The 25,672-nt window shown below is 73.4% G+C and carries 26 protein-coding genes and 3 pseudogenes; 20 read left to right on the top strand and 9 right to left on the bottom strand.

Going from position 1 to position 25,672, the window contains the following annotated elements; genetic code table 11:
* A partial coding sequence (locus MCBG_RS22575) for an SDR family oxidoreductase (RefSeq protein WP_043330903.1) occupies window positions 1-645 on the bottom strand: 645 nt, incomplete at its 3' end.
* A gap of 171 nt (window positions 646-816) precedes the next feature.
* Between MCBG_RS22575 and mshA the strand changes: the two genes are divergently transcribed.
* From mshA to MCBG_RS31965, 4 genes and pseudogenes are all read left to right on the top strand, one after another.
* Window positions 817-2,178: a D-inositol-3-phosphate glycosyltransferase gene (gene mshA / locus MCBG_RS22580; protein ID WP_043328056.1), complete on the top strand. Its 1,362-nt coding sequence runs from the start codon at window positions 817-819 to the stop codon at window positions 2,176-2,178.
* Window positions 2,179-2,223: 45 nt separating this feature from the next.
* Window positions 2,224-2,757 carry a type III secretion system chaperone family protein gene (locus tag MCBG_RS22585; RefSeq protein WP_043328058.1) on the top strand — a complete coding sequence of 178 codons (534 nt, stop codon included), beginning with the start codon at window positions 2,224-2,226 and terminating at the stop codon, window positions 2,755-2,757.
* 77 nt (window positions 2,758-2,834) lie between these two features.
* A complete protein-coding gene (locus MCBG_RS34300; RefSeq protein ID WP_223201297.1) occupies window positions 2,835-3,512 on the top strand; it encodes a hypothetical protein in 678 nt (225 codons plus the stop codon).
* Window positions 3,418-3,777, top strand: a pseudogene (locus MCBG_RS31965) (hypothetical protein); the annotation flags it as partial. The gene MCBG_RS34300 and the pseudogene MCBG_RS31965, both read left to right, overlap by 95 nt.
* Before the next feature lie 374 nt (window positions 3,778-4,151).
* On the opposite strand, the gene MCBG_RS22600 reads toward MCBG_RS31965, so the two are convergent.
* The gene (locus MCBG_RS22600) at window positions 4,152-5,402 is read right to left on the bottom strand and encodes an MFS transporter (protein WP_043328060.1); all 1,251 of its coding nucleotides are present in this window, start codon (window positions 5,400-5,402) and stop codon (window positions 4,152-4,154) included.
* Window positions 5,403-5,482: 80 nt separating this feature from the next.
* A complete protein-coding gene (locus MCBG_RS22605; protein ID WP_043328061.1) occupies window positions 5,483-6,808 on the bottom strand; it encodes an MDR family MFS transporter in 1,326 nt (441 codons plus the stop codon).
* Window positions 6,809-6,958: 150 nt separating this feature from the next.
* Here MCBG_RS22605 and MCBG_RS22610 point away from each other — a divergent pair, with 150 nt between their 5' ends.
* A complete protein-coding gene (locus tag MCBG_RS22610; RefSeq protein WP_043328063.1) occupies window positions 6,959-7,726 on the top strand; it encodes a phosphoglyceromutase in 768 nt (255 codons plus the stop codon).
* A 104-nt stretch (window positions 7,727-7,830) separates the two neighbouring features.
* On the opposite strand, the gene phoU is transcribed toward MCBG_RS22610, so the two are convergent.
* Window positions 7,831-8,475: a phosphate signaling complex protein PhoU gene (gene phoU / locus MCBG_RS22615; protein ID WP_043328064.1), complete on the bottom strand. Its 645-nt coding sequence runs from the start codon at window positions 8,473-8,475 to the stop codon at window positions 7,831-7,833.
* Window positions 8,476-8,674: 199 nt separating this feature from the next.
* On the opposite strand from phoU, the gene MCBG_RS22620 reads away from it, so the two are divergent.
* From MCBG_RS22620 to MCBG_RS22630, 3 genes are all read left to right on the top strand, one after another.
* On the top strand, window positions 8,675-9,967 hold the full coding sequence (locus MCBG_RS22620) for a sensor histidine kinase (protein WP_043328065.1): 1,293 nt from the start codon (window positions 8,675-8,677) through the stop codon (window positions 9,965-9,967).
* Between the two features lie 21 nt (window positions 9,968-9,988).
* The gene (locus tag MCBG_RS22625; protein WP_030504594.1) at window positions 9,989-10,672 is read left to right on the top strand and encodes a response regulator transcription factor; all 684 of its coding nucleotides are present in this window, start codon (window positions 9,989-9,991) and stop codon (window positions 10,670-10,672) included.
* Window positions 10,673-11,700: 1,028 nt separating this feature from the next.
* Window positions 11,701-12,276 (top strand): hypothetical protein, encoded by a 576-nt coding sequence (locus tag MCBG_RS22630; RefSeq protein ID WP_043328068.1) that lies wholly within the window; start codon window positions 11,701-11,703, stop codon window positions 12,274-12,276.
* Between the two features lie 40 nt (window positions 12,277-12,316).
* Here MCBG_RS22630 and MCBG_RS22635 read toward each other — a convergent pair whose 3' ends face one another.
* Window positions 12,317-13,123, bottom strand: a complete 807-nt coding sequence (locus MCBG_RS22635; protein ID WP_043328070.1) for a hypothetical protein — start codon at window positions 13,121-13,123, stop codon at window positions 12,317-12,319.
* Window positions 13,124-13,197: 74 nt separating this feature from the next.
* On the opposite strand from MCBG_RS22635, the gene MCBG_RS22640 reads away from it, so the two are divergent.
* Window positions 13,198-14,142 carry a Ppx/GppA phosphatase family protein gene (locus tag MCBG_RS22640; protein WP_043328071.1) on the top strand — a complete coding sequence of 315 codons (945 nt, stop codon included), beginning with the start codon at window positions 13,198-13,200 and terminating at the stop codon, window positions 14,140-14,142.
* Between the two features lie 75 nt (window positions 14,143-14,217).
* Entirely contained in the window at window positions 14,218-15,024 is an 807-nt protein-coding gene (locus tag MCBG_RS22645) for a sugar phosphate isomerase/epimerase family protein (RefSeq protein ID WP_043328072.1), read from the top strand.
* 22 nt (window positions 15,025-15,046) lie between these two features.
* On the opposite strand, the gene MCBG_RS22650 is transcribed toward MCBG_RS22645, so the two are convergent.
* From MCBG_RS22650 to MCBG_RS22660, 3 genes are read right to left on the bottom strand one after another with little or no spacing between them, the layout of a single operon-like run.
* The gene (locus MCBG_RS22650) at window positions 15,047-15,613 is read right to left on the bottom strand and encodes a CGNR zinc finger domain-containing protein (RefSeq protein WP_018787720.1); all 567 of its coding nucleotides are present in this window, start codon (window positions 15,611-15,613) and stop codon (window positions 15,047-15,049) included.
* 19 nt (window positions 15,614-15,632) lie between these two features.
* Window positions 15,633-16,799: a glutathionylspermidine synthase family protein gene (locus tag MCBG_RS22655; RefSeq protein ID WP_043328075.1), complete on the bottom strand. Its 1,167-nt coding sequence runs from the start codon at window positions 16,797-16,799 to the stop codon at window positions 15,633-15,635.
* A 1-nt stretch (window position 16,800) separates the two neighbouring features.
* Window positions 16,801-17,079 (bottom strand): hypothetical protein, encoded by a 279-nt coding sequence (locus MCBG_RS22660; protein ID WP_223201299.1) that lies wholly within the window; start codon window positions 17,077-17,079, stop codon window positions 16,801-16,803.
* A gap of 118 nt (window positions 17,080-17,197) precedes the next feature.
* On the opposite strand from MCBG_RS22660, the gene MCBG_RS22665 reads away from it, so the two are divergent.
* A complete protein-coding gene (locus MCBG_RS22665) occupies window positions 17,198-18,118 on the top strand; it encodes a proline dehydrogenase family protein (RefSeq protein WP_043328076.1) in 921 nt (306 codons plus the stop codon).
* A 1-nt stretch (window position 18,119) separates the two neighbouring features.
* Here MCBG_RS22665 and MCBG_RS22670 read toward each other — a convergent pair whose 3' ends face one another.
* Window positions 18,120-18,437 (bottom strand): VOC family protein, encoded by a 318-nt coding sequence (locus tag MCBG_RS22670; protein ID WP_043328077.1) that lies wholly within the window; start codon window positions 18,435-18,437, stop codon window positions 18,120-18,122.
* 77 nt (window positions 18,438-18,514) lie between these two features.
* Between MCBG_RS22670 and MCBG_RS22675 the strand changes: the two genes are divergently transcribed.
* The 9 genes and pseudogenes from MCBG_RS22675 (at window position 18,515) to MCBG_RS22705 (ending at window position 25,580) form a co-directional block, all read left to right on the top strand.
* Entirely contained in the window at window positions 18,515-19,309 is a 795-nt protein-coding gene (locus MCBG_RS22675; RefSeq protein ID WP_043328078.1) for an alpha/beta fold hydrolase, read from the top strand.
* Between the two features lie 40 nt (window positions 19,310-19,349).
* Window positions 19,350-19,574 (top strand): annotated as a pseudogene (locus MCBG_RS35295) (TetR family transcriptional regulator); the annotation flags it as partial.
* A 269-nt stretch (window positions 19,575-19,843) separates the two neighbouring features.
* Window positions 19,844-20,044 (top strand): annotated as a pseudogene (locus MCBG_RS35300) (TetR-like C-terminal domain-containing protein); the annotation flags it as partial.
* The gene (locus tag MCBG_RS22685) at window positions 20,041-20,376 is read left to right on the top strand and encodes a YrdB family protein (RefSeq protein WP_043328080.1); all 336 of its coding nucleotides are present in this window, start codon (window positions 20,041-20,043) and stop codon (window positions 20,374-20,376) included. The pseudogene MCBG_RS35300 and the gene MCBG_RS22685, both read left to right, overlap by 4 nt.
* Window positions 20,377-20,492: 116 nt before the next feature.
* The gene (locus tag MCBG_RS34305; RefSeq protein ID WP_223201300.1) at window positions 20,493-21,101 is read left to right on the top strand and encodes a hypothetical protein; all 609 of its coding nucleotides are present in this window, start codon (window positions 20,493-20,495) and stop codon (window positions 21,099-21,101) included.
* 38 nt (window positions 21,102-21,139) lie between these two features.
* The gene (locus MCBG_RS34310; RefSeq protein WP_223201301.1) at window positions 21,140-22,081 is read left to right on the top strand and encodes a hypothetical protein; all 942 of its coding nucleotides are present in this window, start codon (window positions 21,140-21,142) and stop codon (window positions 22,079-22,081) included.
* 30 nt (window positions 22,082-22,111) lie between these two features.
* Complete coding sequence (locus tag MCBG_RS22695) at window positions 22,112-23,509, top strand: efflux RND transporter periplasmic adaptor subunit (RefSeq protein ID WP_043328081.1); 1,398 nt, start codon at window positions 22,112-22,114, stop codon at window positions 23,507-23,509.
* A complete protein-coding gene (locus MCBG_RS22700; RefSeq protein WP_051611343.1) occupies window positions 23,506-24,399 on the top strand; it encodes an ABC transporter ATP-binding protein in 894 nt (297 codons plus the stop codon). Before MCBG_RS22695 ends, MCBG_RS22700 begins: the two co-directional genes overlap by 4 nt.
* Complete coding sequence (locus MCBG_RS22705; protein ID WP_043328082.1) at window positions 24,396-25,580, top strand: ABC transporter permease; 1,185 nt, start codon at window positions 24,396-24,398, stop codon at window positions 25,578-25,580. Before MCBG_RS22700 ends, MCBG_RS22705 begins: the two co-directional genes overlap by 4 nt.
* Window positions 25,581-25,672: the final 92 nt, after the last annotated feature.

The raw sequence follows: 25,672 nt of genomic DNA on the forward strand, positions 1-25,672 counted from the left end.
GGCCACCAGCGGTTCGGCGACACCGCAGAAGACCGCCTCGGCCCGGTCGGCGTCACCGCCGAAACGGACCAGGCCGAACTCCTCGGTCTTCACCATGCCGGGGTCGATCTCGATCACCCGGACCGGTCGGCCGCACAGTTCGAGCCGCAGCGTGCCGGCGACTGCGGTCTGCGCGTGCTTCGCGGCCGTGTAGCCGCCGCCGCCCTCGTAGACGACGTGCCCGGCGGTGGAGCTGACGATCACGATCGTGCCGGCGCCGGAGCGCTCCAGCGCCGGGAGCAGCGCCTTGGTGACGCGCAGCGTGCCGAGCACGTTGACGTCGTACATCCATTGCCAGTCGCCCACGTCGGCCGTCTCGACCGGGTCCAGGCCGCGCGCGCCGCCGGCGTTGTTCACCAGCAGCGTGACCGGCCCGGGGGCGGCCTCGGCCGCGGCGGCCAGCCCGGCGACCGACTCGTCCGAGGTCACGTCGCAGGCCACCGCGCTCGCCGCGCCGCCGGCCGCCTCGATCTCGGCGACCAGCGCGGCGAGCCGGTCGGTACGCCGGGCGGCGGCGAGCACGTGGAATCCCTCGGCGGCGAGCCGGCGGGCGGTGGCCGCGCCGATCCCGCTGGACGCCCCGGTGACGATGGCGACTGAAGTCATCCGGACATTGTCCACCGCCGCCCGGCCGCGCGCGGTGATGAGGTCCGTCACGCCGGGGACCCGGCGAAGGGCATTTCCGAACCCCGATGGGGAAGATGAGATCCGGCACACGGGTTGACCGAGAAGCGCCGGTCGTGCGGGACGGCATCAACCGTGACAGAGGGAGCGGACGTGGCGGATTTGCACACCGGTGTCGGTCGTCAGCGAGGTGCCCTGCCGTGGCCGCGGCCGCGCCGTATCGCCACGCTCTCGGTGCACACGTCGCCGCTGCACCAGCCCGGCACCGGTGACGCGGGGGGCATGAACGTCTACATCCTGGAGGTGGCCCGGCGGCTGGCCGAGGCCGACGTCGAGGTGGAGATCTTCACCCGGGCCACCGCCGGTGACCTGCCCCCGGTGGTCGAGGTGGCGCCCGGCGTGTCCGTCCGGCACGTCACCGCCGGGCCGCTGGAGGGGCTGACCAAGGAGGAACTGCCGGGCCAGCTCTGCGCCTTCACGGCCGGGGTGCTGCGCGCCGAGGCGGCCCGCCCGCCGGGCCACTACGACCTGATCCACTCGCACTACTGGCTCTCCGGCCAGGTCGGCTGGCTGGCCAAGGAGCGCTGGGGCGTACCGCTGGTGCACACCGCGCACACGCTGGCGAAGGTCAAGAACGCCCGCCTCGCCGCCGGGGACCGCCCCGAGCCGAAGGCCCGCGTGATCGGCGAGGAGCAGGTGGTCACCGAGGCGGACCGGCTGGTCGCCAACACCCGGGTCGAGGCCCGTGATCTGCTCGACCGGTACGCGGCCGACCCGGACCGGGTGGCGATCGTGGAACCCGGCGTCGACCTGGAGCGGTTCCGTCCCGCCGTCGGTGACCGGGACGCCGCGACCCGGGCCGCACGCCGCCGGCTCGGCCTGCCGGCCGACGGGTACGTGGTCGCGTTCGTCGGCCGCATCCAGCCGCTCAAGGCGCCGGACGTGCTGGTCCGTGCCGCCGCCGCGCTGCGTGAACGGGATCCGGCGCTGGCCGACGAGCTGACCGTGGTGATCTGCGGCGGGCCCAGCGGCAGTGGCCTGGACCGGCCCACCGCCCTGATCGAGCTGGCGCACGCGCTCGGCATCGCCGACCGGGTGCGTTTCCTGCCGCCGCAGACCGGCGCGGACCTGCCCGCTCTCTACCGCGCCGCCGACCTGGTCGCGGTGCCGTCGCACAACGAGTCGTTCGGCCTCGTGGCGCTGGAGGCCCAGGCGTGCGGCACGCCGGTGCTGGCCGCCGCCGTGGGCGGCCTGGTCACCGCGGTACGCGACGGCGTCAGCGGCATGCTCATCGACGGCCACGACCCGGTCGACTGGGCCCGGGCGCTGGCGCGCCTGCTGCCCGATCCGGTACGCCGTGCCGCGCTGGGCCGGGGCGCCGAGCGGCACGCCCGGGACTTCTCCTGGCACCGCACCGCCTCCGGCCTGCTCGCCGTCTACGGGGAGGCGATCACCGAGCACCGGGCCCGGCTGGCGCGGCGGCTCGGCGACCCGGCGATGCTGTGCTCCTGGTGATCACCCGTCCGGCGGCCCCGGTCGACCGGTCGTAGAGTGGGTGCGATGAGCCGCAGGAGTGAGGTCGCCGCGCTGATCGAGTCCGTCTGCGCCGAGCGCGAGCTGGAGTGGGAGTCGACCGGCGAGGCGTCGTACGCGGTGACCCTGCCGGGCACGCACAAGCTCAAGACGATCTGCAACCTGATCGTGGGCGAGCACGCGCTGCGGGTCGAGGCGTTCGTGATGCGCCAGCCCGACGAGCGCCGCGAGGAGCTGTGGGCCTGGCTGCTGCAGCGCAACGCCCGCATGTACGGCGTCTCGTTCTCCATCGACGCGGTCGGCGACGTCTACCTGACCGGTCGGGTCAACCTGGCCGGGGTCGACGCCGACGAGCTGGACCGGCTGCTGGGCTCCGTGCTGACGTACGCCGACGAGTCGTTCGACAGCATGCTGGAGATCGGCTTCGGCACGGCGATCCGCCGGGAGTGGGAGTGGCGGGTCAAGCGCGGCGAGTCGACTGCCAACCTGGCCGCGTTCGCGCACCTCTTCGAGCCGTCCGCCACTGCCGGATCGCCCGCCGGAGGTTCGGAGCCCTCCTGACGGGTATGCCGCCCCGCGCGGTGCGGAGCATTGGGACCCACCGCGGGCCGAGGACGGACTGTCGAGGAGCGTGTCCCATGGCTCAGCGCAACAGCTCAGGTCGCGGCACGACTGCGACCCGGACCAAGCGGCAAAGCGGCAACCAGACGCCGAACACCCCGAGGGTGTCGGAGTCGGCGATCTCCCGGATGAAGGTGGACGACATCCGCAGCCAGCTCAAGCGGCGCGGGGTCTCCGGGATCTCCGCGCTGCGGAAGCCGGAACTCGTGAAGACCCTGGCGCGGACGATGCGCGGGGAGGGCGGCGCCGCGCGGCGCAGCTCCGGACCGGCCGGGCGGCCGGCCGCGACCCGCAAGAGCACCGCCGCGAAGAAGACCACTGCCCGCCGGGCCACGTCGCCGGCCAAGTCCGCGCCGGCCGCGCGGGCCACCGGTGCCAGAGCCAAGGCGACGGGTACGCGCAAGGCGGCCCCGCCCCGCGCCAAGGCCACCTCGTCGCGGGCGACCGCGACGCGCGAAGGCGGCCCCGTCCCGCGCGAAGGCCACGCCCGCCCGGGCGAAGAAGGCGGCTCCGTCGAGGGCGAAGGCCGCTCCTTCACGCGCCAAGGCGGCACCGGCCCGGAAGGCGACGTCGGCTCGGGCGCAGAGCGCGCCGACCCGTGGGCCGGCGTCCAGCCGGTCGATCGGATCGTCGCAGCTCATCACGTCGCTCGCGGACCGGCCGGAGCGTCCGGGCCGGAGCCTGGTCACCCGTAACCACGAGGTGATCCAGCGCTGGGCGCGGGCGCGGGGCGCGAAGCCGGCCACCATCGCCGGCACCGAGCGTGCGGGCCGGCCCGGGGTGCTGACGTTCAACATCCCCGGCTACCGGGAGAGCAGCCGGATCCGGGAGATCACCTGGGACGACTGGTTCCGGACGTTCGACCTGCGGCGGCTGAACCTGATCTACCAGGAGCAGATGCGGGACGGGCGGCAGAGCAACTTCTTCCGGACCGAGAACCCGAATCGCGAGGACGGCTGAGGTTTACGGGAATGGACCCCGGGAACCCGGTGTTTGCCATCCCAGGGACCGCAGCACGGACAGCCGGATTCCCGACACGGACGCTGTGACGGGCAAGACAGCGATCTGGGTTGAATCCGGAATCTGGGCGAACTAACTTTATTGCACCGCGTCACGCTTGTTTCCGTTCGGGGGAGCGGTGGATCGATCAGATCCGCGCAGGCGAGATGCGAAGATCGGGTGGAGCACGCCGTTGGGGGACGGTGCCACCCGTGGAACCGGCGGCGCGAGCGGGCGACGCTTACGGGGGTGAGTGTCGCCCGCCGCCGCCGGGCGTACGGTCAGAGCGCCCATCTCGACGGGGGTCGGGATGGGCGCTCTGCCGTTGTCGGCGCTCAGCGGGCAGACGAGACCGGTTCCACGGCTGCCGCCCGCAGCGCGGCCACCCGGCGCTCCCGGGGCGGCCCGGCGAGCAGGTGCCCGGCGGCGGCCAGCAGCCCGAGCGCGCCGACCACCAGCCAGTGCCGCTCGCCCAGATGTTCCAGGCTGAGCCCGCCCAGCGCCGGCGCGACGAACGACGCGGCCGGGAACGTCAGGTAGAACACCGACTGGTAGCGGGCCCGCAGCTCGGGCGGGGCGAGGTCGGCGTTGATCTGCGCGTTCGGCGGTGCGGCGAGCATCTGCCCGGCCGTCCAGACCACCGCCGCGCCGAGGTAGAGCGGCAGCCCGTCGGCGACTGTCAGCGTGCCGAACCCGAGCGCCATCAGAGCGGTGGAGGCGGCCAGCACCGTCGACTTGCGGTACGGCTCGATGAGCCGGGGCACGAACAGCTGCCCGACCACGATGAGCGCCCCGCCGAGCGCCACCACCAGCCCGTACGCCGACGGGCGCAGGCCGTCCGCGCGCATCGCCAGCGGCATGATCGTCGAGGTCTGCATGGTCAGCACGGCCAGCAGGAACGTCAGCCCGACGAACACCAGGAACGTGCGGTCGGTGAGCGCGGTGTGCAGCCCGGGACGGCGTCCCATCACCGCCCGTGGCGTGAGCGCCGGCCGCCGGGTGAGCGTCTCCGGCACCTTCAGCGCGATCACCACCGCCGCCGCCAGCGTGGCTGCGGCGTCGACCAGGAACAGCGCGGTGAAGCTGGCCTCGGCGAGGATTCCGGCCAGCAGCGAGGCCACCGCCATGCCCAGGTTGAACGCCCAGAACTGCAGGTTGAACGCGCGGGAGCGGCGCGCCTCGGGTACCACGTCCACGATGGCCGCCACGAACGCCGGGCTGGGCATCGAGTGCGCCACCCCGACCAGCGTGGCGAGTACGGCGATCACCGCCAGGTGCGTGGTGAACGCCAGCGCCGCCATCAGCCCGGCGGCGACCAGGTGGGCGGCGAGCAGCGTGGCCCGCCGTCCCCAGCGGTCCGCCAGCACACCGCCGAGCAGCGTGCCGGCCGCGCCGCCGATCCCGTACGCGCCGACCACCAGTCCGGCCAGCGACGGCGGGGCACCCCGCGCGACGGTCAGGTACAGCGACAGGAACAGCAGCGCGAACGCGCCGGCCCGGTTGATCAGCAGGCCGGACCAGAGGTACCAGAACGTGGCGGGGAGCCCGCCGGCCGTGTCGTCCCACCAGCGCCGCAGGCCGTGCACCAGTCCTCCAGGAAGGTTTCCTTACCGATTCCGTCCCGTACGGTATCCATCCGCCTCGGGGCGGTCGCGTCGGGGCGTACTCAGGAACCGGCCCGGACCGGCGCAGCGGGTGCGGTGGCCGCGGCCTCGCCCGCCTCGGGCGCCGGGGAGGTGGTGACGGTGACCGGCGCGACCGGCGTGCCCACTGCGCGCAGCGCGAGCGCGCGGCGCTCCCGGGCCGGGCCGGAGATCAGGTGGGCGACGGCCGCCACGACGCCGATGCCCGCGCAGCCGAGCCAGAGCGTGCTGTTGCCGGCTTGCTCGCGGACCAGGCCGCCGAGGATCGGCGCGGCGGCGCCGGCGAGCTGCCAGGACAGCGAGAAGACGCCCTGGTAGCGGCCGCGCAGCGCGGTCGGCGACAGCTCCGCGATCAGGGTGGCGTTGGACGGCGAGTTGAGCATCTCGCCGACGGTCCAGATCAGCACGGTCAGGCCGTAGAGCCAGACCGTGTCGGCGAACGCGGTGAGCCCGAACCCGGCGCCCATCACCAGCGACGCGAGCGCCAGCACGTGTGAGCGGCTGCGGCCCTTGATGAGCCGGGGTACGAAGAGCTGGCCGACCACGATGAGCACGCCGTTGAGCGCGATCACCGAGCCGTACGTGGCGGGGCTGAGCCCGGAGTCGCCCATGGCGATCGGCAGCATCGAGATGTGCTGGAGGAACACCAGCGCGGCGAGCAGGTTGAGCGCGACGAAGCCGAGGAACACCCGGTCGGCGAGGATGGTGCGCAGCGCGCCGGCCTGCGCCGGCATCCCCTTGGCCGGCAGTACGGTGACCGGGCCGCGGGTCTCGCCGACCTTGGCGAAGATGATCAGCGCGGTCACGAGTGTGGTGGTCGCGTTCACCAGGAACAGCAGCAGGTAGCTGCCCTGGGCGGCGAAGCCGGCGAGCACGGCGGCGCAGGCGAAACCGAGGTTGATGGCCCAGTAGTTCAGCGAGAAGGCGCGCAGCCGGTCCTTGTCCGGCACCACGTCGACCATCATCGCGCCGAAGGCCGGGCGGGCCGCCTCGGCGAACGCGCCGAGCAGCAGCGCGCCCACGGCGACCGCCCAGAGCGGCCGGGCGAGGCCCAGCGCGATCATCATGCCCGCCGCGCCGACGTGCGCGACGAGCAGCGTGGGCCGCCGTCCCCAGCGGTCGGTCAGGGTGCCGCCGATGGTGGTGCCGACCGCGCCGCCGGCGCCCCAGAGACCGATCACCAGACCGGCCTGGGCGGCGGAGAAGCCGCGTTCCTGGGTCAGGTAGATGGCCAGGAAGATCAGGACGAACGAGCCGAGCCGGTTGATCAGCGTGCCGGCCCAGAGGTACCAGAACGTCCGTGGCAGGCCACCCGTCGTGTCCTGGAACCAGCCTCGTACCGTCCGCATCCCGACGCCCCCGTGTGGTAATGACCGATCTGTTTAGAACGCCTTACAACCTAGTGCCGGGCCGAAGCCGTGGTCATCAGGTTTTCCACGTGGTGGTCGTCACCACAGGTCGCCGCGTGTCCGTCGCGCCGGTACGGCAGGATGATCGGCATGACTGCGAGCGAGGGGCCCACCGTCGGGACGCTGGTCCTGCTGCGGCACGGCGAGAGCGACTGGAACGCCAAGAACCTCTTCACCGGCTGGGTCGACGTCGACCTGACCGCCAAGGGAGAGACCGAGGCGCGGCGCGGCGGCGAGCTGCTCCGCGAGCACGACCTGCTGCCGGACGTGGTGCACACGAGCCTGCTGCGCCGGGCCATCCGCACCGCCGAGCTGGCGCTGAACGCCGCCGACCGGCACTGGATCGCGGTGCGCCGGTCGTGGCGGCTCAACGAACGCCACTACGGCGCCCTGCAGGGCAAGAACAAGAAGCAGACCCTCGACGAGTACGGCGAGGAGCAGTTCATGCTCTGGCGCCGGTCGTACGACACGCCGCCGCCGCCGATCGACGACGCGGACGAGTGGTCGCAGGTCGGCGACCCCCGGTACGCGCTGCTGCCGACCGAGCTGATGCCGCGCACCGAGTGCCTGAAGGACGTCGTCGACCGGATGCTGCCCTACTGGTACGACTCGATCGTGCCGGACATCCTGGCCGGCCGGACGGTGCTGGTGGCCGCGCACGGCAACTCGCTGCGCGCCCTGGTCAAGCACCTCGACCAGATCTCCGACGAGGCGATCGCCAAGCTGAACATCCCCACCGGCATCCCGCTGCGCTACGACCTGGACGCCGACCTGCGTCCCCAGGTGCTCGGCGGCACGTACCTGGACCCGGACGCGGCCAAGGACGCCGCCGCCGCGGTAGCCAACCAGGGCCGCTGAGCTTGGTGTAAGGAAGGGCCCCTTTTTAACGTCTGCGGTAGAGGAAGGGCCCCTTATTAACGCTCGCTGTTAATAAGGGGCCCTTCCTTGCGCGCGGGCCGGGGTCAGGCGGACGTCGAACCGGTGATCAGGTAGACCACGTGCTCGCCCGCGTTCACCGCGTGGTCGGCGAAACGCTCGTAGAAGCGGCCCAGCAGCGTCGCGTCGATCGCCGTCTCCACCCCGTACGGCCAGTCGTCGCCGAGCAGCACACCGAACAGGCTCCTGTGCAGGTCGTCCATCGCGTCGTCGTCGCCGTCCAGCTCGGCGGCCACGGCGGCGTCCGGCTTGGCCAGCACGGACCCGATCTTCTCCGCCATCCGGTCGGCGATCCCGGCCATGTCGGTGAAGACCGGCCGCAGCTCCGCCGGGACGGCCGGGGACGGGTGCCGGCGCAGCGCCGTCTTCGCCACGTGGTCGGCCAGGTCGCCCATCCGTTCCAGATCGGCTGCCACGTGCAGCGCGGTGATCATGGCACGCAGGTCGGAGGCGACCGGCGCCTGCCGGGCCAGCAGGTCGCAGACCCGCTCCTCCACGTGCCGATACAGCTCGTCGATCTCGGCGTCCCGCGCGATCACCGTCTCGGCGGCCGTCCGGTCGGCGGTCAGCAGACCCTTCGTGGCCTGCCGCATGGCCGCGCGTACCGCCTCGGCCATGTCCACCAGCAACTGGCTGACAATCTGCAGGTCGGCCCGGAACTCGTCGCGCATCGTCACTTCCTGGGGTCGGTGCCGCGACCCCGAGGGGTACGGCGGGAGCAGGTGCGCGCCCCACGCTAGGCCGAACGGTCGGCACCAGGATGAACGTGGGTGAACGACGCGGGGCCCGCAGGTGAACTTTGCCGGAAGCGAGAGTGGTTCGTCCCTTTGTGCCCGATCCCTGGGTTAACAATGACCCTACGATCGCCGGGTGGAATGGGCGGTGGCCGTCGCGGTGGCCGTGGCGCTGGTGACCGGGCTGGTCGCCGGGGCGACGCTGTCCGGACCGGTTGAGCAGTGGCGGCGCCGGCGGGCGTCGCGGGGCGGCGGGACCACCCGTCGTGACGCAGGGAGGCCGACGATTCCGGACGACCAGCAGGGGGGCCTATCCGGGCTCGGACGCAAGACGATCGACTCGCTGCGCGCCGGCGTGGTGGTGCTCGGCCCGGACGACGTGCCGGTCCTCGTAAACCCGGCCGCCCGGGCGATGGGTCTGCTGCGTACCGGGGCGACACCCGGCTCGATCGCGGCGCACCCGTTGATCCGTACCCTCGCCGGGCAGGTCCGCCGCACGGGCGTGCGGCGCGAGATCGAGCTGGACCTGCCCCGGGGCCGCGACGGCGGTGGCGACAACCCGCTCGGCGTGCACCTGCGGGCGATGGGACTGGGCTCCGGCTACGTCTCGATCGAGGCCGTCGACGTCACCGAGTCGCACCGTCTCGCCCGGGTACGCCGGGACTTCGTGGCTAACGTCAGCCACGAGCTGAAGACACCCATCGGCGCGCTGCAACTGCTCGCCGAAGCGCTCGTCGACGCCACCGAACCGGCCTCCGACGGCGCGCCCGACCTGTCCGAGGACCTGGTCGCCGCGCGGCGGTTCGCCGAGCGGATCCAGCACGAGTCGACCCGGCTCGGCCGCCTCGTGCAGGAGCTGCTGGAACTGACCCGCCTCCAGGGCGCCGAGCCGCAACCCGCGCCCGAGCCGGTCTCGGTGGACTGGGTGCTCGCCGAGGTCGTCGACCGCACCCGCACCGCGGCCGCCGCCCGCCGGGTGGAGATCGCCGTCGGCGGGCAGCGGGGCCTGACCGTGTACGGCAGCGACAGCCAACTCGCCACCGCGGTGGCGAACCTGGTGGAGAACGCGATCACCTACTCCGGCGAGGACACCACGGTCCGGGTGACGGTCACCGGAACCGACGAACACGTCGAGATCGCCGTGGCCGACCAGGGCATCGGCATCGCCCCGAACGACGTGGACCGGATCTTCGAGCGGTTCTACCGCGCCGACCAGGCCCGCTCCCGCGCGACCGGCGGCACCGGCCTGGGACTGGCCATCGTCAAGCACATCGCCAGCAACCATGGCGGCCGGGTGGACGTGTCGAGCACTCTTGGCGGGGGGTCGACGTTCACCCTCCGGTTGCCCGCCCGCCCCCCGGACGACCTGGAGACGACACTCGCCTCCGCTGGGATCGAGGCCGGCCCGGCCGAGCTCCGGCAGGTCTGACCACAGGAAAGGAAACACCCGTTGAGCCGCGTACTGGTGGTCGAGGACGAGGAGTCGTTCTCCGACGCCCTGTCCTACATGCTCCGCAAGGAGGGTTTCGAGGTCTCCGTCGCCGCGACGGGCACCGACGCCCTCACCGAGTTCGACCGGACCGGCGCCGACATCGTGCTGCTCGACCTGATGCTGCCGGAGATGTCGGGCACCGAGGTGTGCCGGCAGCTCCGCCAGCGCTCGCACGTGCCGATCATCATGGTCACCGCGCGGGACAGCGAGATCGACAAGGTGGTCGGCCTGGAGATCGGCGCCGACGACTACGTGACGAAGCCGTACTCGCCGCGTGAACTGGTCGCCCGTATCCGGGCGGTGCTGCGCCGGCAGAGCGCCGAGTCGAACGAGACGGGCGCGCCGACGCTCGCCGCCGGCCCGGTCCGGATGGACATCGAACGGCACGTGGTGACGGTCGGCGGCGCCGGGGTGCAGCTTCCGCTCAAGGAGTTCGAGCTGCTGGAGTTGCTGCTGCGCAACGCCGGGCGGGTGCTCACCCGCGGGCAGTTGATCGACCGGGTCTGGGGCGCCGACTACGTGGGCGACACCAAGACGCTGGATGTGCACGTGAAGCGGCTGCGTTCCAAGATCGAGCCGGAGCCGTCCGCGCCGCGCTACATCGTCACGGTCCGAGGCCTGGGCTACAAGTTCGAGCCCTGACCACCCCCCGCCCCCGCCCCGTCCCCTGGTCCCCCGTCCACGCCGTCCACCCGTCCACGCCCCCCGCCGATCTTGGAGTTGTGGCGCCCAGGATGCCCGGCTTGGCACCTTTCGCGAGGCACCACAACTCCAAGATCGCCGACCCTCGGGGCCTCCCGGGGGAGTTCTCGACCCCCACTCTCCGCCCAGCCCTCCCTCGATCGCGCGATCTTGCACTTTGGTGCCCCGCAAACCGGGCGAATCGGGTGCACGGAGGGCGCAAACTGCAAGATCGCGGGACCGGTCGCGGCCGCTTCGCTCTCGTCCAGCGCACCCGTCCTGCCCGGTCGCGTCGATCATGAACTTGGCGGCACTTGGTGTCCGGTTTGTCACCGCTAACCTCATGATCAACCCGGTGTGGGGGCCTGGTGAAGGCTTGTCGGACCTTGGAGTTGTGGTGCCCAGGATGCCCGGCTTGACGCCCTTCGTGAGGTGCCACAACTCCAAGATCGCGGTGATCAAGGAGTTAGTGGGCTCGTGGGTGCCGGAAAGGGCCGCAAACTCCTTGATCAACAGGGCGTGGAGCGAGGCGGCCGGGCCGGGCTCGGTGAGGTTTGGCGTGTGTGGGCGGGGTGTCGGGTTCGGTGGTGGTGGGCGGCACTCTGGTGGCGGAATCGCTGGCGGGTGCGGGGCGTTGTAACCGGGTGAACGACCGAGCAAGGCCGCGCCCCCGAGCGCGTCGGCTGTGGGAACAGACCTCAGGCCGTTGAGTACGTGCGACGGCGTGAGCCGCGGGGAATCATCCCGCCCGGCTGGTCGTTGAGCATGGTTCCGACGACGTGAGCCCCGCGCCGCACCCCGACAGCGTGAGCTGGCCCGGGAATGATGCCGGGCCGACAGTCGTTGGACATGCTCCCGGCGCCGCGTAGAGGCCCCCAGCCCCCGCGAGCAGCCGAGATCCCCCTTGAGACTTTCTTGAGCGCCTGACGGTGCCCACGCACCCCCGGTCCCCCCGGGGGGTGTGTCGACCCCCGAATGGAGCCCCCATCATGAACACGATTCTGCGCAAGAGCGTTCTGGGTATTGCTGGTCTGGCTTTCACCGGTGGCGTGTTCGCCGGCCCGGTCGCCGCTCACGCCGTTGACCCCACCCACGCGGTCAAGCCGGTCACCGCCACGGTGCAGTCCGACAAGCTGATCCCGCACGGCGTGCAGGGCGCCCAGTCCCGCATCGACCTCAACGACGAGCAGACCGCCAACGTCAAGGCCATCATTGCCGCGACGAAGAAGGCCGGCATGGACGAGCGCGCCGCGGTCGTGTCGATCGCTACCGCGTTGCAGGAGTCGAAGCTGGAGAACCTCGGCCACCTCGGTGACCGTAACGACCACGACTCGCAGGGCCTGTTCCAGCAGCGCCCCTCCTCCGGGTGGGGCACGGTCGAGCAGATCACCGACCCCGAATACTCCACGACCGCGTTCCTGAAGGGTCTGAAGCAGGTCGACGGCTGGCAGGACATGCCGCTGACCAAGGCCGCCCAGACCGTCCAGGTCTCCGCCTACCCCGACCACTACGCCCAGTGGGAGCAGCAGGCCGCCGACCTCGTCGCCGAGCACTGGAACAAGTAAGAGATACGAAGGCCGGCACCCCGAGACGGGGTGCCGGCCTTCACTCGCTTGCGGGGTGCGGGGCGATCTGACCCTGGCGCTGCCGGGCGGCGCACAGCTCGGCCAGCTTCGCGTACGCGGGCGCGCCGATCAGCGCGGTCAGCTCCGGCCCGTACGAGACGTACATCGGCTCGGCGCCGACGTGCGCGTCGGTCGAGGAGGTGCACCACCAGTCGAGGTCGTGCCCGCCCGCGCCCCAGCCGCGCCTGTCGAACTCGGCGAGCGTGGAGATCAGCACCTTCGTGTTGTCCGGCCGCTTGTGCCATTCCTGATCGCGGCGTACCGGCAGTTGCCAGCACACGTCCGGCTTGTACTCCAGCGGGTGCACCCCGTCGCGCAGCGCCTGGGCGTGCAGCGCGCAGCCGCCACCGCCGGCGAAGTCGGCGTCGTTGAGGAACACGCACGGGGCGTCCACGTCGCGGGTGGCGGTACGCCGGGCCGGCGTCTTGCCGTCGACCGTGTCGTTCTCGGTCCAGTTCTTGAACCCGCGCCGGAAGTGCTGCCACGTCTCCGGCGTCAGCCGCTTGACCGCGGCCCGGACCCGCTTCTCGTCGTCGGAGTCGGTGAAGAACGCGCCGTGCGAGCAGCACCCGTCGGCGGCCCGTCCGGCGATGATGCCGTGGCAGCCCTGCCCGAAGATGCACGTCCAGCGGGAGAGCAGCCAGGTCAGGTCGGCGCGGACGACGTGCTTCGGGTCGGCCGGGTCGACGAACTCGATCCACTCCCGGGGAAAGTCCAGCCCGACCTCGCGGCTGCGCGGGTCCTCGGGGTCGTCCACCAGCACGTGAAGCTCGATCTGCCCTGTCACTCGGACCAGCGTACGCGCGGTGACCCCGCCCGGCCGCCGAGCCGACGAAACGTGTTGGCCCTAGGGTCTTTCCCATGCGACTGGGTGTCCTCGACGTCGGTTCCAACACGGTGCATCTGCTGGTGGTCGACGCCCACCACGGCGCGCATCCCTGGCCGGCGCACTCGGAGAAGGTGGTGCTGCGGCTGGCCGAGCAGATCGGTCCGGACGGCGCGCTCACAGTCGGCGGCGCGGACGGCCTGGTCAAGGCGGTCGGCATGGCCCGGGCGGCGGCGGACGGGCTGGGCGCCGAGGATCTGCTGGCGTTCGCCACGAGCGCTGTTCGCGACGCCACGAACGCCGCCGACGTGCTGGCCCGCGTCCGCGACGAGACGGGCGTACGCCTGGAGGTGCTCTCCGGGGCGGACGAGGCGCGGATGACGTTCCTCGCGGTGCGGCGGTGGTTCGGCTGGTCCGCCGGGCGGCTGCTGGCGATGGACATCGGCGGCGGCTCGCTGGAGCTGGCGGCCGGCATCGACGAGCACCCGGACGTGGCGATCTCGCTGCCGCTCGGCGCGGGCCGGCTGAGCCGGGAGCGGCTGGCGGTCGACCCGGCCGGCACGGCGCCGCCGTCGGCCGAGGCCGTGGAGGAACTGCGGGCGTACGTGGACGCGCAGCTCGACCCGGTGGTGGAGCAGTTGACGGCGGTGGGCTGGGAGCGTCCGGTCGCCACGTCGAAGACGTTCCGCACGCTGGCCCGGCTGGCCGGGGCCGCTCCCTCCGGTGCGGGCCTGTGGGCGCGGCGCAGCCTGACCCGTACCGGCCTGCGGCAGGTGCTGGGGTTCATCAGGCACATCCCGCCGGCCCAGTTGCCCGAGCTGGAGGGGGTGAGCGCGCAGCGGGCGCACCAGTTGCTCGCGGGCGCGGTGGTGGCCGAGGCGGTGATGCGGCGGCTCGGTGTGGACGGCGTGGACATCTGCCCGTGGGCGCTGCGCGAGGGCGTCATCCTGCGTCGGCTGGATCAGCTCGCGCCGATGTGACCGTACGAGCGCTCTGGGTTGCTTTGCGGTTGCTCGTCCCGATGCTCGCTGGCGGTTGGAGCTACCCTCGGAGGCGTGACCTACCGCGTTCCGGTACTCCTGTCCACGTCCTCGGTCTTCCCCGAACGGACCGCGGCGGCGTTCCAGCTCGCCGCCGAACTCGGCTACGACGGCATCGAGGTGATGGTCTGGACCGACCCGGTCAGCCAGGACGCGGGCGCGTTGCGCGGCCTCGCCGAGCACTACGGCGTCCCGGTGCTGTCGGTGCACGCCCCCTGCCTGCTGGTCACCCAGCGGGTGTGGAGCCCCGACCCGTGGGAGCGGCTGCGCAAGGCCGCCGAGCTGGCCGAGACGCTGGAGGCGCCGACCGTCGTGGTGCACCCGCCGTTCACCTGGCAGCGTGACTACGCGCGTACCTTCGCCGACGGGCTCGACACGATCGCCGGGCAGTTCGGCGGCCTGCACTTCGGGGTGGAGAACATGTACCCGGTGCGGATGGCGGGGCGGCAGTTCGTCCCGTACGCGCCGGGCTGGGACCCGACCGAGATCGGGTACGCCTCGTACACGCTCGACCTGTCGCACTGCGCTGCGTCGCACACCGACGCGATGGCGATGGCCGACCGGATGGGTTCCGGCCTGGCGCACGTGCACCTGGGCGACGGCACCGGCGAGGGGCGTGACGAGCACCTGGTGCCCGGTCGCGGCGGGCAGCCCTGCGCCGAGATGCTCCGCTCGCTCGCCGGCCGAGGGTTCAGCGGCACGGTGGCGGTAGAGGTGACCACCCGGGGCGCGAAGAGCCGGGCGGTCCGGGAGGCGGACCTGCGCGAGTCGCTGGAGTTCGCCCGGGCGAACCTGACCGCGCCCTCGCCGGTCGACGCCTGACCGGGGCGCGCCGCCCCGGAGGTCAGCTCACCGGGGACAGCGGCTGCGCGGGGACGGCCTGCTCGCCGACCGCGGCCCGCTTGCGGGCCCGATGCGCCGCCACGTGGGAGCGGGTGGCGCAGCGCTCGGAGCAGAACCGCCGGCAGCAGTTGGACGAGGTGTCCAGGTAGACGTTGCCGCAGCGGTCGTCGGCGCAGACGCCGAAGCGGGCGCTGCCGTACTCGCAGAGCCACACCGACAGGCCCCAGACCGCCCCGGCCAGGTATTCGGAGGAGACCGACGCGCCCCGGCTGGTCACGTGCATGTGCCAGTCGGAGGAGTCGTGGCCGGAGATGCGCGGCTGCACCGGGAACGCCTCCAGCAGCGCGTTCAGCTCCGCCACCGCTTCGTTGTCCCGGCCCGAGGTGCCGTACTCGAAGACGTCCCGGAGTCGCTTCTGCGCCCGCCGGAAGATCGCCAGGTCCCGTTCCGCGACTTCGTCGCGCATCCAGCCCTGCTCGTCCGAGAAGACAGCCCGTAGGCCGTCCAGGTCGTCCAGCCGGGCGTTGACGAGCTCGACCCCGGTCCGGGCGTACGCGTCGAAGTTCACGACACCAACGGTAGACGACTCACGGCAGACGCGGTGCGTCGATGTAGTGGGGCAGGAACCGCGCGTAACCGTCAGTGATGAGGCTCTCGCTCTCCCGTACGCCGGCACCGGCTGACTCGCCGTCCACGATCCAGCTGCCGAGCACCGTCCGGTTGCCCTCGAACTCGGGCAACGCGCGGAACTCCTGGAAGCAGAAGCCCTCGTCGCCGTAGATCCCCGGGTTGGTGATCTCCGTGTCGGCGGTCACGATGCGTACCGAACCGCCTTCGCGGCCGAGCAGCGGCTTGGCCACGTACTCGGTCATGCCGCGCGGTGAGTCCAGGTACGCGGGCAGCAGGTAGTCGTGCCCCGGGTACAGCTCCCAGAGCACCGCCAGCAGCGCCTTGTTCGACAGCAGCAGCTTCCAGGCCGGCTCGATCCAGGTGGTGGGCGTGCCCGGGTCGAGCGCGGGCCGCCCGTACGGCTCGGCCAGCATCCACTCCCAGGGGTAGAGCTTGAAGCAGGTGGTGATCGGGCGGTCGTCGGCGTCGACGAAGCGCCGCCCGTCCCAGCCGACCTGCTGGATCGGCATGAGCGTCACGTCCAGCCCGGCCTGGCGGGCCGTCTCGGCCAGGTAGCCGGCGGTGATCTGGTCCTCGCCCGACTCCTCTTCCTCGGACCAGAGCACGTGCGTCCGGCGCTCGTGCAGCCCGGCGCCGATCTTGGCCCACGCGCCGACCAGCCGTTCGTGCAGGCTGTTCCACTGGTCCGCGTCCGGGCGGGTGTGTTCCAGCCAGTACCACTGCACGATGCTCGCCTCGACCAGCGCGGTCGGGGTGTCGGCGTTGTACTCCAGCATCTTCGGCGGGCCGCTGCCGTCGTACCAGAGGTCGAACCGGCCGTACAGCGTCGGCGGGCTCTCCCGCAGCGAGCGGGCGACCGCCTCGGCGGCCCATTCGGGGATGCCGAACTCGGCGTACCGGTTGCGGGCCACCACGTGCTCGGCGGCGGCCACCGACATCCGGTGCAGCTCCTCCGTCGCCTCCTCCAGGCGGAGCACCTCGTCCAGCGTGAACGAGTACGCGGCCGTCTCGTCCCAGTACGACATGACGTTGCCGTCGGGCAGCTCGGTGTCGACGTACACCAGGCCCTGGGCCCGGATGGTCTCGTCCCAGCCGGGGCGCGGCGTGCTGGCCTCGCGGCGCACGTCAGCCGCCGCAGGAGGCGAGGTGGCTGCCGAAGCCGCCGCGCTCGGGCAGCGCGGCGGTCGTCGGGGCCGGCTCGCCGCGCGCGGCGGTGGCGGTCGCCGGCACACGCAGGGCGACCGCGACGGTGTCGCCGCCCCCGCCGGCCGGTCCGAGCGCGCAGTCGTCATCGTCGTCGTCGTAGCCGTTGTTGCAGCCGGAGAGCGCGAGGGCGAGCGCGGTCAGCGCGCCGAGCTGCACGGAGGCCGAGCGGAGCCGCCGCCGGGGGTGTCGTCGATCCACGTGAACGTTGTAGCCGATCGACGCCAGCCGGGGGTGCCCGCCCCGGGTCCGCGCGCCGACCCGAGCGGGCCTCGGACGCGCCCGGCGGAGGGCCGGTGATGAGCGTTACGCTCGGCTCATGCTCCGTTCCGTCATCCTCGCCGCCTCCCGGTCTTCCCAGGTGGAGCGGCTCGTCGCGACGGCCCCGTTCACCCGGGACGTCGTCCGCCGGTTCGTCGCCGGCGCCGCCACCGACGACGCGCTGCGCGCCACCCGCGAGCTGGTCGCCGACGGCCAAGCGGTCACCCTCGACTACCTGGGCGAGGACACCACCACCCCGGAGCAGGCGAACGCCACCCGGGACGAGTACCTCACGCTGCTGAGCCGGCTCGGCGCCGCCGGGCTCACCCCGGCCGCCGAGGTCAGCGTGAAGCTGTCCGCGCTGGGCCAGATGTTCGACGAGCAGCTCGCGTACGACAACGCGCGGGCGATCTGCGCGGCGGCCGACGCGGCGGGCACCACCGTCACGCTGGACATGGAGGACCACACCACCACCGACTCGACGCTGGACATCCTGGCGAAGCTGCGCAAGGACCACCCGTCGACCGGGGCGGTGCTCCAGGCGTACCTGCGGCGGACCGAGTCGGACTGCCGGGAGCTGGCCTCCGCCGGGTCGCGGGTGCGGCTGTGCAAGGGCGCGTACAAGGAGCCGGAGTCGGTGGCGTACCAGTCGGCCCGCGAGGTGGACAAGTCGTACGTGCGCTGCATGAACGTGCTGATGTCCGGCGACGGCTACCCGATGCTCGCCACGCACGACCCGAGGCTGATCGCGATCGGCGAGGACCGCGCCCGCTGGTTCGACCGCGACCCGGCCCGGTTCGAGTTCCAGATGCTCTACGGCATCCGGCCGGAGGAGCAGCAGCGCCTGGTCGGCGAGGGCTACACGGTGCGGACCTACGTCCCCTACGGCGACCAGTGGTACGGCTACCTGATGCGCCGGCTCGCGGAGCGCCCGGCGAACCTGGCGTTCTTCGGCCGCGCGGTGCTGTCGAAGAAGTGAGTCAGTCGTTCGACCAGGCCCGGGTGCACAGCACGAGGCGGTAGCCGTCCGGGTCGGCGAACGCGGCACCCCACCTGTCCCAGTACGGGCCGGCGGAGACCCTGGTCCCGCCGGCCCGTTCCAGTCTCGGGACCAGTTCGTCGTCGGGTGGTCCGTCGAGGTAGAGCACGAAGGGGTCCTCGCCGGTGGGGCGCGGCTCGACCGCGAGCGTCGAGCCGCCGACCAGCTCCAGGTGCCAGCCGGCCCCGGGCAGGCCGAGCATCACCAGGTCGCGGCTCGGGCGGGCGAGGCGTACGTGGGTGTCGGCGGTGATCGGCATGTGCCGGATCGTGCGACCTCATCCCTGGTTGAGGTCAAGCTTGACGCGGCCTGGCTAATAGCATTAGCTTTAGGGCTATGACAGTTAGCCAGTTGGCGCGGGACGGCGGCACTATCGCGTACGAGGTGCACGGCTCGGGCCCGCTCGTGGTGCTCGCGCACGGCATGGGCGAGAACCGGGCCGCCTTCCGGCACCTGACGCCCCGGCTGGTCGCGGCCGGCTACCGGGTGGCAGCTGTCGACGTACGCGGGCACGGCGACTCCAGCCCGCGCTGGCCCACGTACGCCCCGGAGCACGTCGGCGGCGATCTGCTCGCCGTGGTGCGGGCGCTCGGCGGAGGCCCGGCCACCCTGGTCGGCAGCTCGTCCAGCGCCGCCGCGATCGTCTTCGCCGCCGCCGAGGCGCCGGAACTGGTCAGCGGCATCGTGCAGATCGGCGCGTTCGTCGGCACGCCCAAGCCGAACCCGCTGATGGGGGCCGCGCAAGCCGTCGTGCTGCGCAGCCCTCGGCTGTTCGGGCTGTTCCACCGCACGCTGTTCCCCTGCGGGCGCCCGGCGGACGACGCCGCGTACCGCAAGGAGCTGGTCGCCAAGCTGCGCGGCCGGATGGACGCCGTGCGCGGCGTGGTCGCCCCGGTCGACCCGCACTGGACCGCGCGGGCCCGCGACGTGAACCGGCCGGTGCTCGTGCTGATGGGCACCAAGGACCCGGACTTCCCCGACCCGGGCGCCGAGGCGCGCGCCGCGCGCCGGCAGTTCGCCGTCGCCGAGGCGCGCATGATCGCCGACTCCGGCCACTACCCGCACGCCGACCAGCCCGACGCCACCGCCGCCGACCTGGTCGAGTTCCTGGCGGTGACCGCGCGTGCCTAGGGCCGGCCTGACCCCGGCCACAGTCGTGCGGGAGGCGGCCGTGCTCGCCGACGAGGCCGGCTACGAGAAGCTGACACTGGCGGCGCTCGCCGCCCGGCTCGGCGTCGCGCTGCCCAGCCTCTACAAGCACGTGCGCGGCGTGGACGCGCTGCACCAGCAGCTCGCCGTGCTCGCCACCGCCGAGATCGCCGACGTGCTCACCACCGCCGCCGCGGGCCGGGCCGGCGGCGACGCGTTGCGCGCCGTCGCCGCCGCCTACCGGGCGTACGCGCGGCAGCACCCCGGCCGCTACCCGGCCGCCCAGCGGGCGCCCGACCCGGCCGACGCCGAACACCTCGCCGCCGGTGAGCGCGCGGTCGGCGCGATCCGGGCGATCCTGCTCGGGTACGGCCTCGACGGCGGCGACGCGTTGCGCGCCGTCGCCGCCGCCTACCGGGCGTACGCGCTTCGTCGCGCTGGAGGCGGCCGGCCGCCCAGCGGGCGCCCGACCCGGCCGACGCCGAACACCTCGCCGCCGGTGAGCGCGCGGTCGGCGCGATCCGGGCGATCCTGCTCGGGTACGGCCTCGACGGCGACGACGCGATCGACGCGATCCGGATGTTCCGGGCCGCCGTGCACGGCTTCGTCGCGCTGGAGGCGGCCGGCGGATTCGGGTTGCCCCGCGACACCGACCGTTCCTTCGACCAGCTGATCGCGGGCCTGGACCGCGCCTACCGTTCCTGGGGAGACCGATGACCGCGCTGCTGCTGGGCGTGATCTTCCTGCTGGAGCTGGCCCTGCTGGGCTCGGCCGGGTACTGGGGCTTCACGCTCGACGCCGGCTGGCCGCTGCGCCTGCTGGCCGGGCTCGGCGCGCCGCTGGTGATCGCCGTGGTGTGGGGACTGTTCTGCTCACCGCGCGCCGCCGTGACGCTGCCCGACCCGGCCAAGCTCGCCGTCCAGGCCGCCTGCTTCCTCACCGGCGGCGTGCTGCTCGCCCTGGCCGGTCATGCCGTGCCCGGCGTGGCCCTGGTGGCCCTCTGGGCAGCCGACAAGGCCACGCTGATGCTGACCGGCACCCCGATCTGAGAGATCTTGGAAGAATTCGGCCCCTCTGGGGGCCCTTTCCTTCCAAGATCTCGGAGCGCGGCGGAACAGCGGCGGGACTCTTTCCCGGAACGCCCGATTGGTCGTACCCTTCGCCGGTGACCGACGGCGACGAGCAGCCTCCCGGCCGGACGACGGACGGCGACGAGCATCGTCCCGCTGTCGATGCCGTCGATGCCGTCGACAAGGCGAGCGCCGCCGACGCGGTCGCGGCCAACCTCAGCGCCAACGCCTGCGCTGACGACACCCGCGCCGAGACCGCCCGCGCGGCTGACGCCGGCGCCGACAGCGCCGAGGTGGACGCCGCCGTTGACACCATTGCACCGGCACCGGCACCGGCACCGGCACCGGCACCGGACGCGGCGTCGTTGCCGCACCCCGTCGCGGTACCCGCGCCGTACCCCGTACCAATGGCGCACGTGGGCGAGCCGACGCGGGCGGTGCGGAAGCGGCGGCGCTGGCCGCTCTGGACCGCGCTCGGACTCGCGCTCGGCCTGGTGGCGGGCGCGGTGCCCGGCGTACTCCTGCGCGGGCCCGCGCCGGACGCGGCCGGACGGTCGGCCGCGAAGGGCGACCCGGGCACGGCGGCGCAGCGGCGGCTCGGCGAGCGGATGCTCGCGCTGCTGGACCGGCAGCCACCGCGCTCGTCGGCGCCGACCGGGCCGGCTTCCTCGCCATCGCCGAACCGGCGGCGCGGCCGGCCCTGAGCCGGCGGTACGCGGCGCTGCGGGCGCTGCGCGTCACCGTGTGGCGGCCGGCCGCCGACGGGGTGCCGGAGGCGGCCGACGGGCAGCCCGGACAGTGGCGGCAGACGATCACAGTGGGGTACTGCTTCGTGGCGCCGGACTGCGCGCCGAGCACTGTGGAGCTGGACGCGCGCTGGCGGCTGGTGGGGGAGGAGCCCCGGCTGACCGCGCTGGAACCGTCCGGCACGGACCCGGCCGGCGTCCGGCCGTGGCAGGCGAACGACCTGGCCGTGACGGTCGGGAAGCGGGTGGTGGTGGCCACCACCACCGCCCAGCGGAGCAAGCTGCCCGGCCTGCTCGCCCAGGCCGAGGCGGCCGCCCGGGTCGCGGACCGGTACGCGGTCGGCGACGCGCGGCCGGACCGGTATCTCGTCTACTACGCCGGGAAGACCGAGTGGCGGCGCTGGTACGGCGGCGGCCGGCCGAAGTGGACCGCCGGGTACGCGGTCGGCGTCGGCGGTGGACGCCACGACGTCGTGCTCAACGCCCAGACCCTCACCCCGGACGGCGTCGACGACCTGCTGCGGCACGAACTCACCCACGCCGCCTCGCTGCCCGACCGGGGGTACGCCGACCGCGCGGACTGGTGGCTGGTGGAGGGGCTGGCCGAGTACGCCGGTGCGGACGGCCAGCCGGTCCACCGCTACGAGGGCCTGACCGAGGTGCGCGATCTGCTGCGCGGCGGCTGGTCCGGGCGGCTGGAGGCGGTGGCGCCGGAGGCGGACGCGAGCGACAGCCGGGTCGGCGGCGCCTACGGCGTCGGCTACCTGGCCGTGCGGCACCTGGTCGACCGCTACGGCGAGCAGCGGATGCTCGACTTCTACCGGGCCGTGGTGCACGAGCGGCGGTCACCGGCGCAGGCCGCCGACGAGGTGCTCGGCGACCCGTGGTCGATGCTGCACGACGAGTGCGTCGCGTACGTGCGGGCCGTCGTCGGCTGACACGTCGACGCCTGTCGACGGGGTCGTAGCATGGGCCGGGTGGCCCGCACTCCCTCGCCGCGGCTGCCCGCGGCCCGCCGCCCCCGTCTCGTCACCGCGCTGCTCGCCGTCGTCGCCCTGACCGGCACGACCGCCGCCTCCTGCGGCGACGACGCCCCGGCGGTGACTGTCGCCGAGGTGGGCCGCGCCCCGGTCAGCGAGGTGATCGACGCGCCCGCCACAGTGACCGCACGGGCCGCGGCCACGCTCACCGCGCCCGCCGACGGCACGCTCGCCAGCCTGCGGGTCGCCCCCGGCGCGCGGGTCAGCCGCGGGCAGGTGCTCGCGGTGATCGACTCGCCGTCCGCCCGGGAGCGCCTGGCGCAGGCCCGGGAGGCGCTGCGCGCGGCGAAGCGGGCCGGCCGGGGCACCGGCACCGGTGACCTGGGCGGCAGCCGGCGGGGCACCGACCGGGCCGCCGACGAGGCGTTCGCCGCCGCCCGCGCCGCCGCCGGCAAGGTCGGCGACCCGCAGGTACGCGCCGCGCTGCTGCTCCAGGTCTCCTCGGCGCAGCGGCAGTACGAGTCGGCCGCCCGCGCCGCCGACCGGGCCGTCGCCCAGGTGCAGCGCGGGGTCGCCGGGCTGAACAGCGCCGTCGGCGCGCTGTCGGCCGCGCAGCGACTCCAGGCCCAGCAGGCGTACGACCTGGCGAAGGCGACTGTGGACGCGTTGACGCTGCGCGCGCCGATCTCCGGTGTGGTGCAGCCGGGCGGCACCCGGGCGGCGGCGCCGGCCGATCTGGCCGGGCTGCTCGGTGCGGCCGGTGGCTCTGCGGTGCCCGGTCTCGACCCGTCGGCGTTCGGCGCGGGCGGGCAGGGCGGACCGCCGCCCGGCGTGGACGACGCGATCCCGGCCGGTGGCCGGGTCACCGCCGGCACGCCGGTGCTGACTGTGGTGGACACCGGCCGGCTCGGCCTGCTCGCCGAGGTGGACGAGACGGACGTGCTGTTGGTGCGGGCGGGGGTGCCCGCCTCGGTCGAGTTGGACGCGGTGACCGGCGCGACGTACGACGCCACTGTGCGGTCGGTGGATGTGCTGCCGACCAGTTCGGCGCGGGGTGGCGTCACCTACCGGGTCCGGCTCGACCTCGGTGCCGGACGGATGGGTGAGGCCGAGGCCGCCCCGGCGCCCCGCCCCGGCATGAACGCGGTGGTACGCCTGCGGGTGCGGGAGGCCGCCGACGCGGTGGCGGTGCCGGCGTCGGCGGTCTTCTCCGCCGACGGGCGGGACGCGGTCTGGGTGCTGCGGAACGGTCGCGCCGACCGGGTGCCGGTGACGGTGGGCGTGCAGGGGCAGGACCTGGTGCAGATCGTCGACGGCGTACGGGCCGGCGACCGGGTGGTGGTACGCGGCGCCGACCAGGTCCGCGACGGCCAGGAACTCCCGTGACCGAACCGGCGGTCGAGGCGGTCGACGTCTGGCGCACGTACGAGTTGGACGGCGTCTCGGTGTCCGCGCTGCGCGGGGTGTCGCTCACCATCGACCAGGGCGAGTACGTGGCGGTGATCGGCCCGTCCGGCTCGGGCAAGTCGACGCTCATGCACCTGCTCGGTGGGCTGGACCGGCCCAGCGGCGGCCGGCTGGTGATCGGCGGCCGGGACGTCACCACGCTCACCGCCCCGGAGCTGGCGACGCTGCGCAACGAGACGATCGGCTTCGTGTTCCAGGCGTTCCACCTGCTGGCTCGTACGTCGGCGGTGGACAACGTGGCGCTGCCGCTGGTCTACCGGGGCGTCGGGGCGCGGCAGCGGCGGGAGCGGGCGGCGGCGATGCTGGGCCGGGTCGGGCTCGGCCACCGGCTGCACCACCGGCCCAACCAGCTCTCCGGCGGCGAGCAGCAGCGGGTGGCGATCGCCCGCGCGCTGGTCACCGAACCGGCGGTGCTGCTCGCCGACGAGCCGACCGGCAATCTGGACAGTGCCACCGGCGAGGCGGTGCTGGAGCTGCTGGAACAGCTGAACGCCGAGTCCGGGGTGGCGCTGGTGATGGTGACCCACGACCAGGAGGTGGCCGCCCGGGCGCGCCGGCGGATCGCGGTGCGGGACGGCCTGATCCGCTCGGACAGCGCTCATGATCGACCGCCGTCGGACAGCTCCGGCGTACCTGCGACACTGGACCCCGCTCCCAGCGCGGAGCCCCGGTCCGTGTCCGGAAGCGGCCCGGGGCACCCGCCCGGTGGCTCCGGTGGCGCCGCCGGTGCCACCGGGCGCCTTCCGCGGCCCGGGGAGCGCCCTCGCGCCGAGCAGCGCCGTACGTGGACCGGTGAGGACGCGGGATGAGGCTGGCCGAGGCGTGGCGGGTGGCGTGGGACGCGCTTCGCGCCAACCGGCTGCGCAGCGTGCTGACCATGCTCGGGGTGATCATCGGGGTGGCCTCGGTGGTGATCCTGGTGGCCATCGGCACCGGCACCAAACAGCAGGTCGAGCAGCAGGTCGAAGGGCTCGGCTCGAACCTGCTGCTGGTGGTGCCGGGCCGGATCGAGGTGGGCAACGCGCCGGTGGTCTCGCCGCTGGACCTCAGCGACGCCGACGCCGTCTCCCGGGTGGTCGGCGACCCCGGCCGGGTCGCGGTGACAGTGGCCTCCGGCGCGACCGCCCGGGCCGGCAACCGGTCCGACTTCACCACCGTGCAGGGGGTGCTGGAGACAACGCCGTCGGTGTTCACCAGATCGCTGTCGCGGGGCCGCTACCTCACCGGGGCGGACGTGGACACCAGCCGCCGGGTGGCGGTGCTCGGCGACTCGGTGGCCCGGGCGCTCTTTCCCGACCGGGATCCGCTCGGCCAGCAGGTCACGCTGGCCGGGGTGCGGTTCCGGGTGATCGGCGTCTTCGCGCCGCTCGGGCAGAGCCTCGGCGTGGACCGGGACGACGAGGTGCACGTACCGGTGACGGCGGCGCAACGGCTGTGGGGCACCCAGCGCATCGACGGCATCGCGGTGAAGGCGCCGGACCGGGAGCGGATCGACGAACTCGGCGAGCGGATCGTCGCGGAGCTGTCCCGCCGGCACCCGGACACCGAGTTCAGCGCCGTCACCCAGCGGCAGATCCTCGGCGTGCTCGGCGACATCCTGGGCGTGCTCACCGGTGTGCTGGCCGCCATCGCGGGCATCTCGCTGCTGGTGGGCGGCGTCGGCGTGTCCAACATCATGCTGGTCTCGGTACGCGAGCGGACCCGCGAGATCGGCCTGCGCAAGGCGGTCGGCGCGCGTCCCCGGGACATCGGCGTGCAGTTCCTGCTGGAGGCGGTGCTGCTCACCTCGGTGGGCGGCCTGACCGGGATGGCGCTGGGCGTGGGCACCGCGCTGCTCGTGGACGCGTTCTCCCCGATCCCGGCGGCGATCACCTGGTGGTCGCTGGCGCTGGCGTTCGGCGTCTCCGCGGCGGTCGGCATCGTCTTCGGCGTGGTGCCGGCGCAGCGGGCCGGCCGGCTCGACCCGGTGGTGGCGCTGCGCGCGGAGTAGGCGTTACGGACGAGACACCCGTCCGGGCGAAAAACCCCTGGTGGACATCGGGTGAACGGCTGTCCCGCCATGATCAAAGGGTGGAAGGGATC

Source organism: Micromonospora sp. M42 (assembly GCF_000568915.1).
GTDB classification, from domain to species: domain Bacteria; phylum Actinomycetota; class Actinomycetes; order Mycobacteriales; family Micromonosporaceae; genus Micromonospora; species Micromonospora chalcea.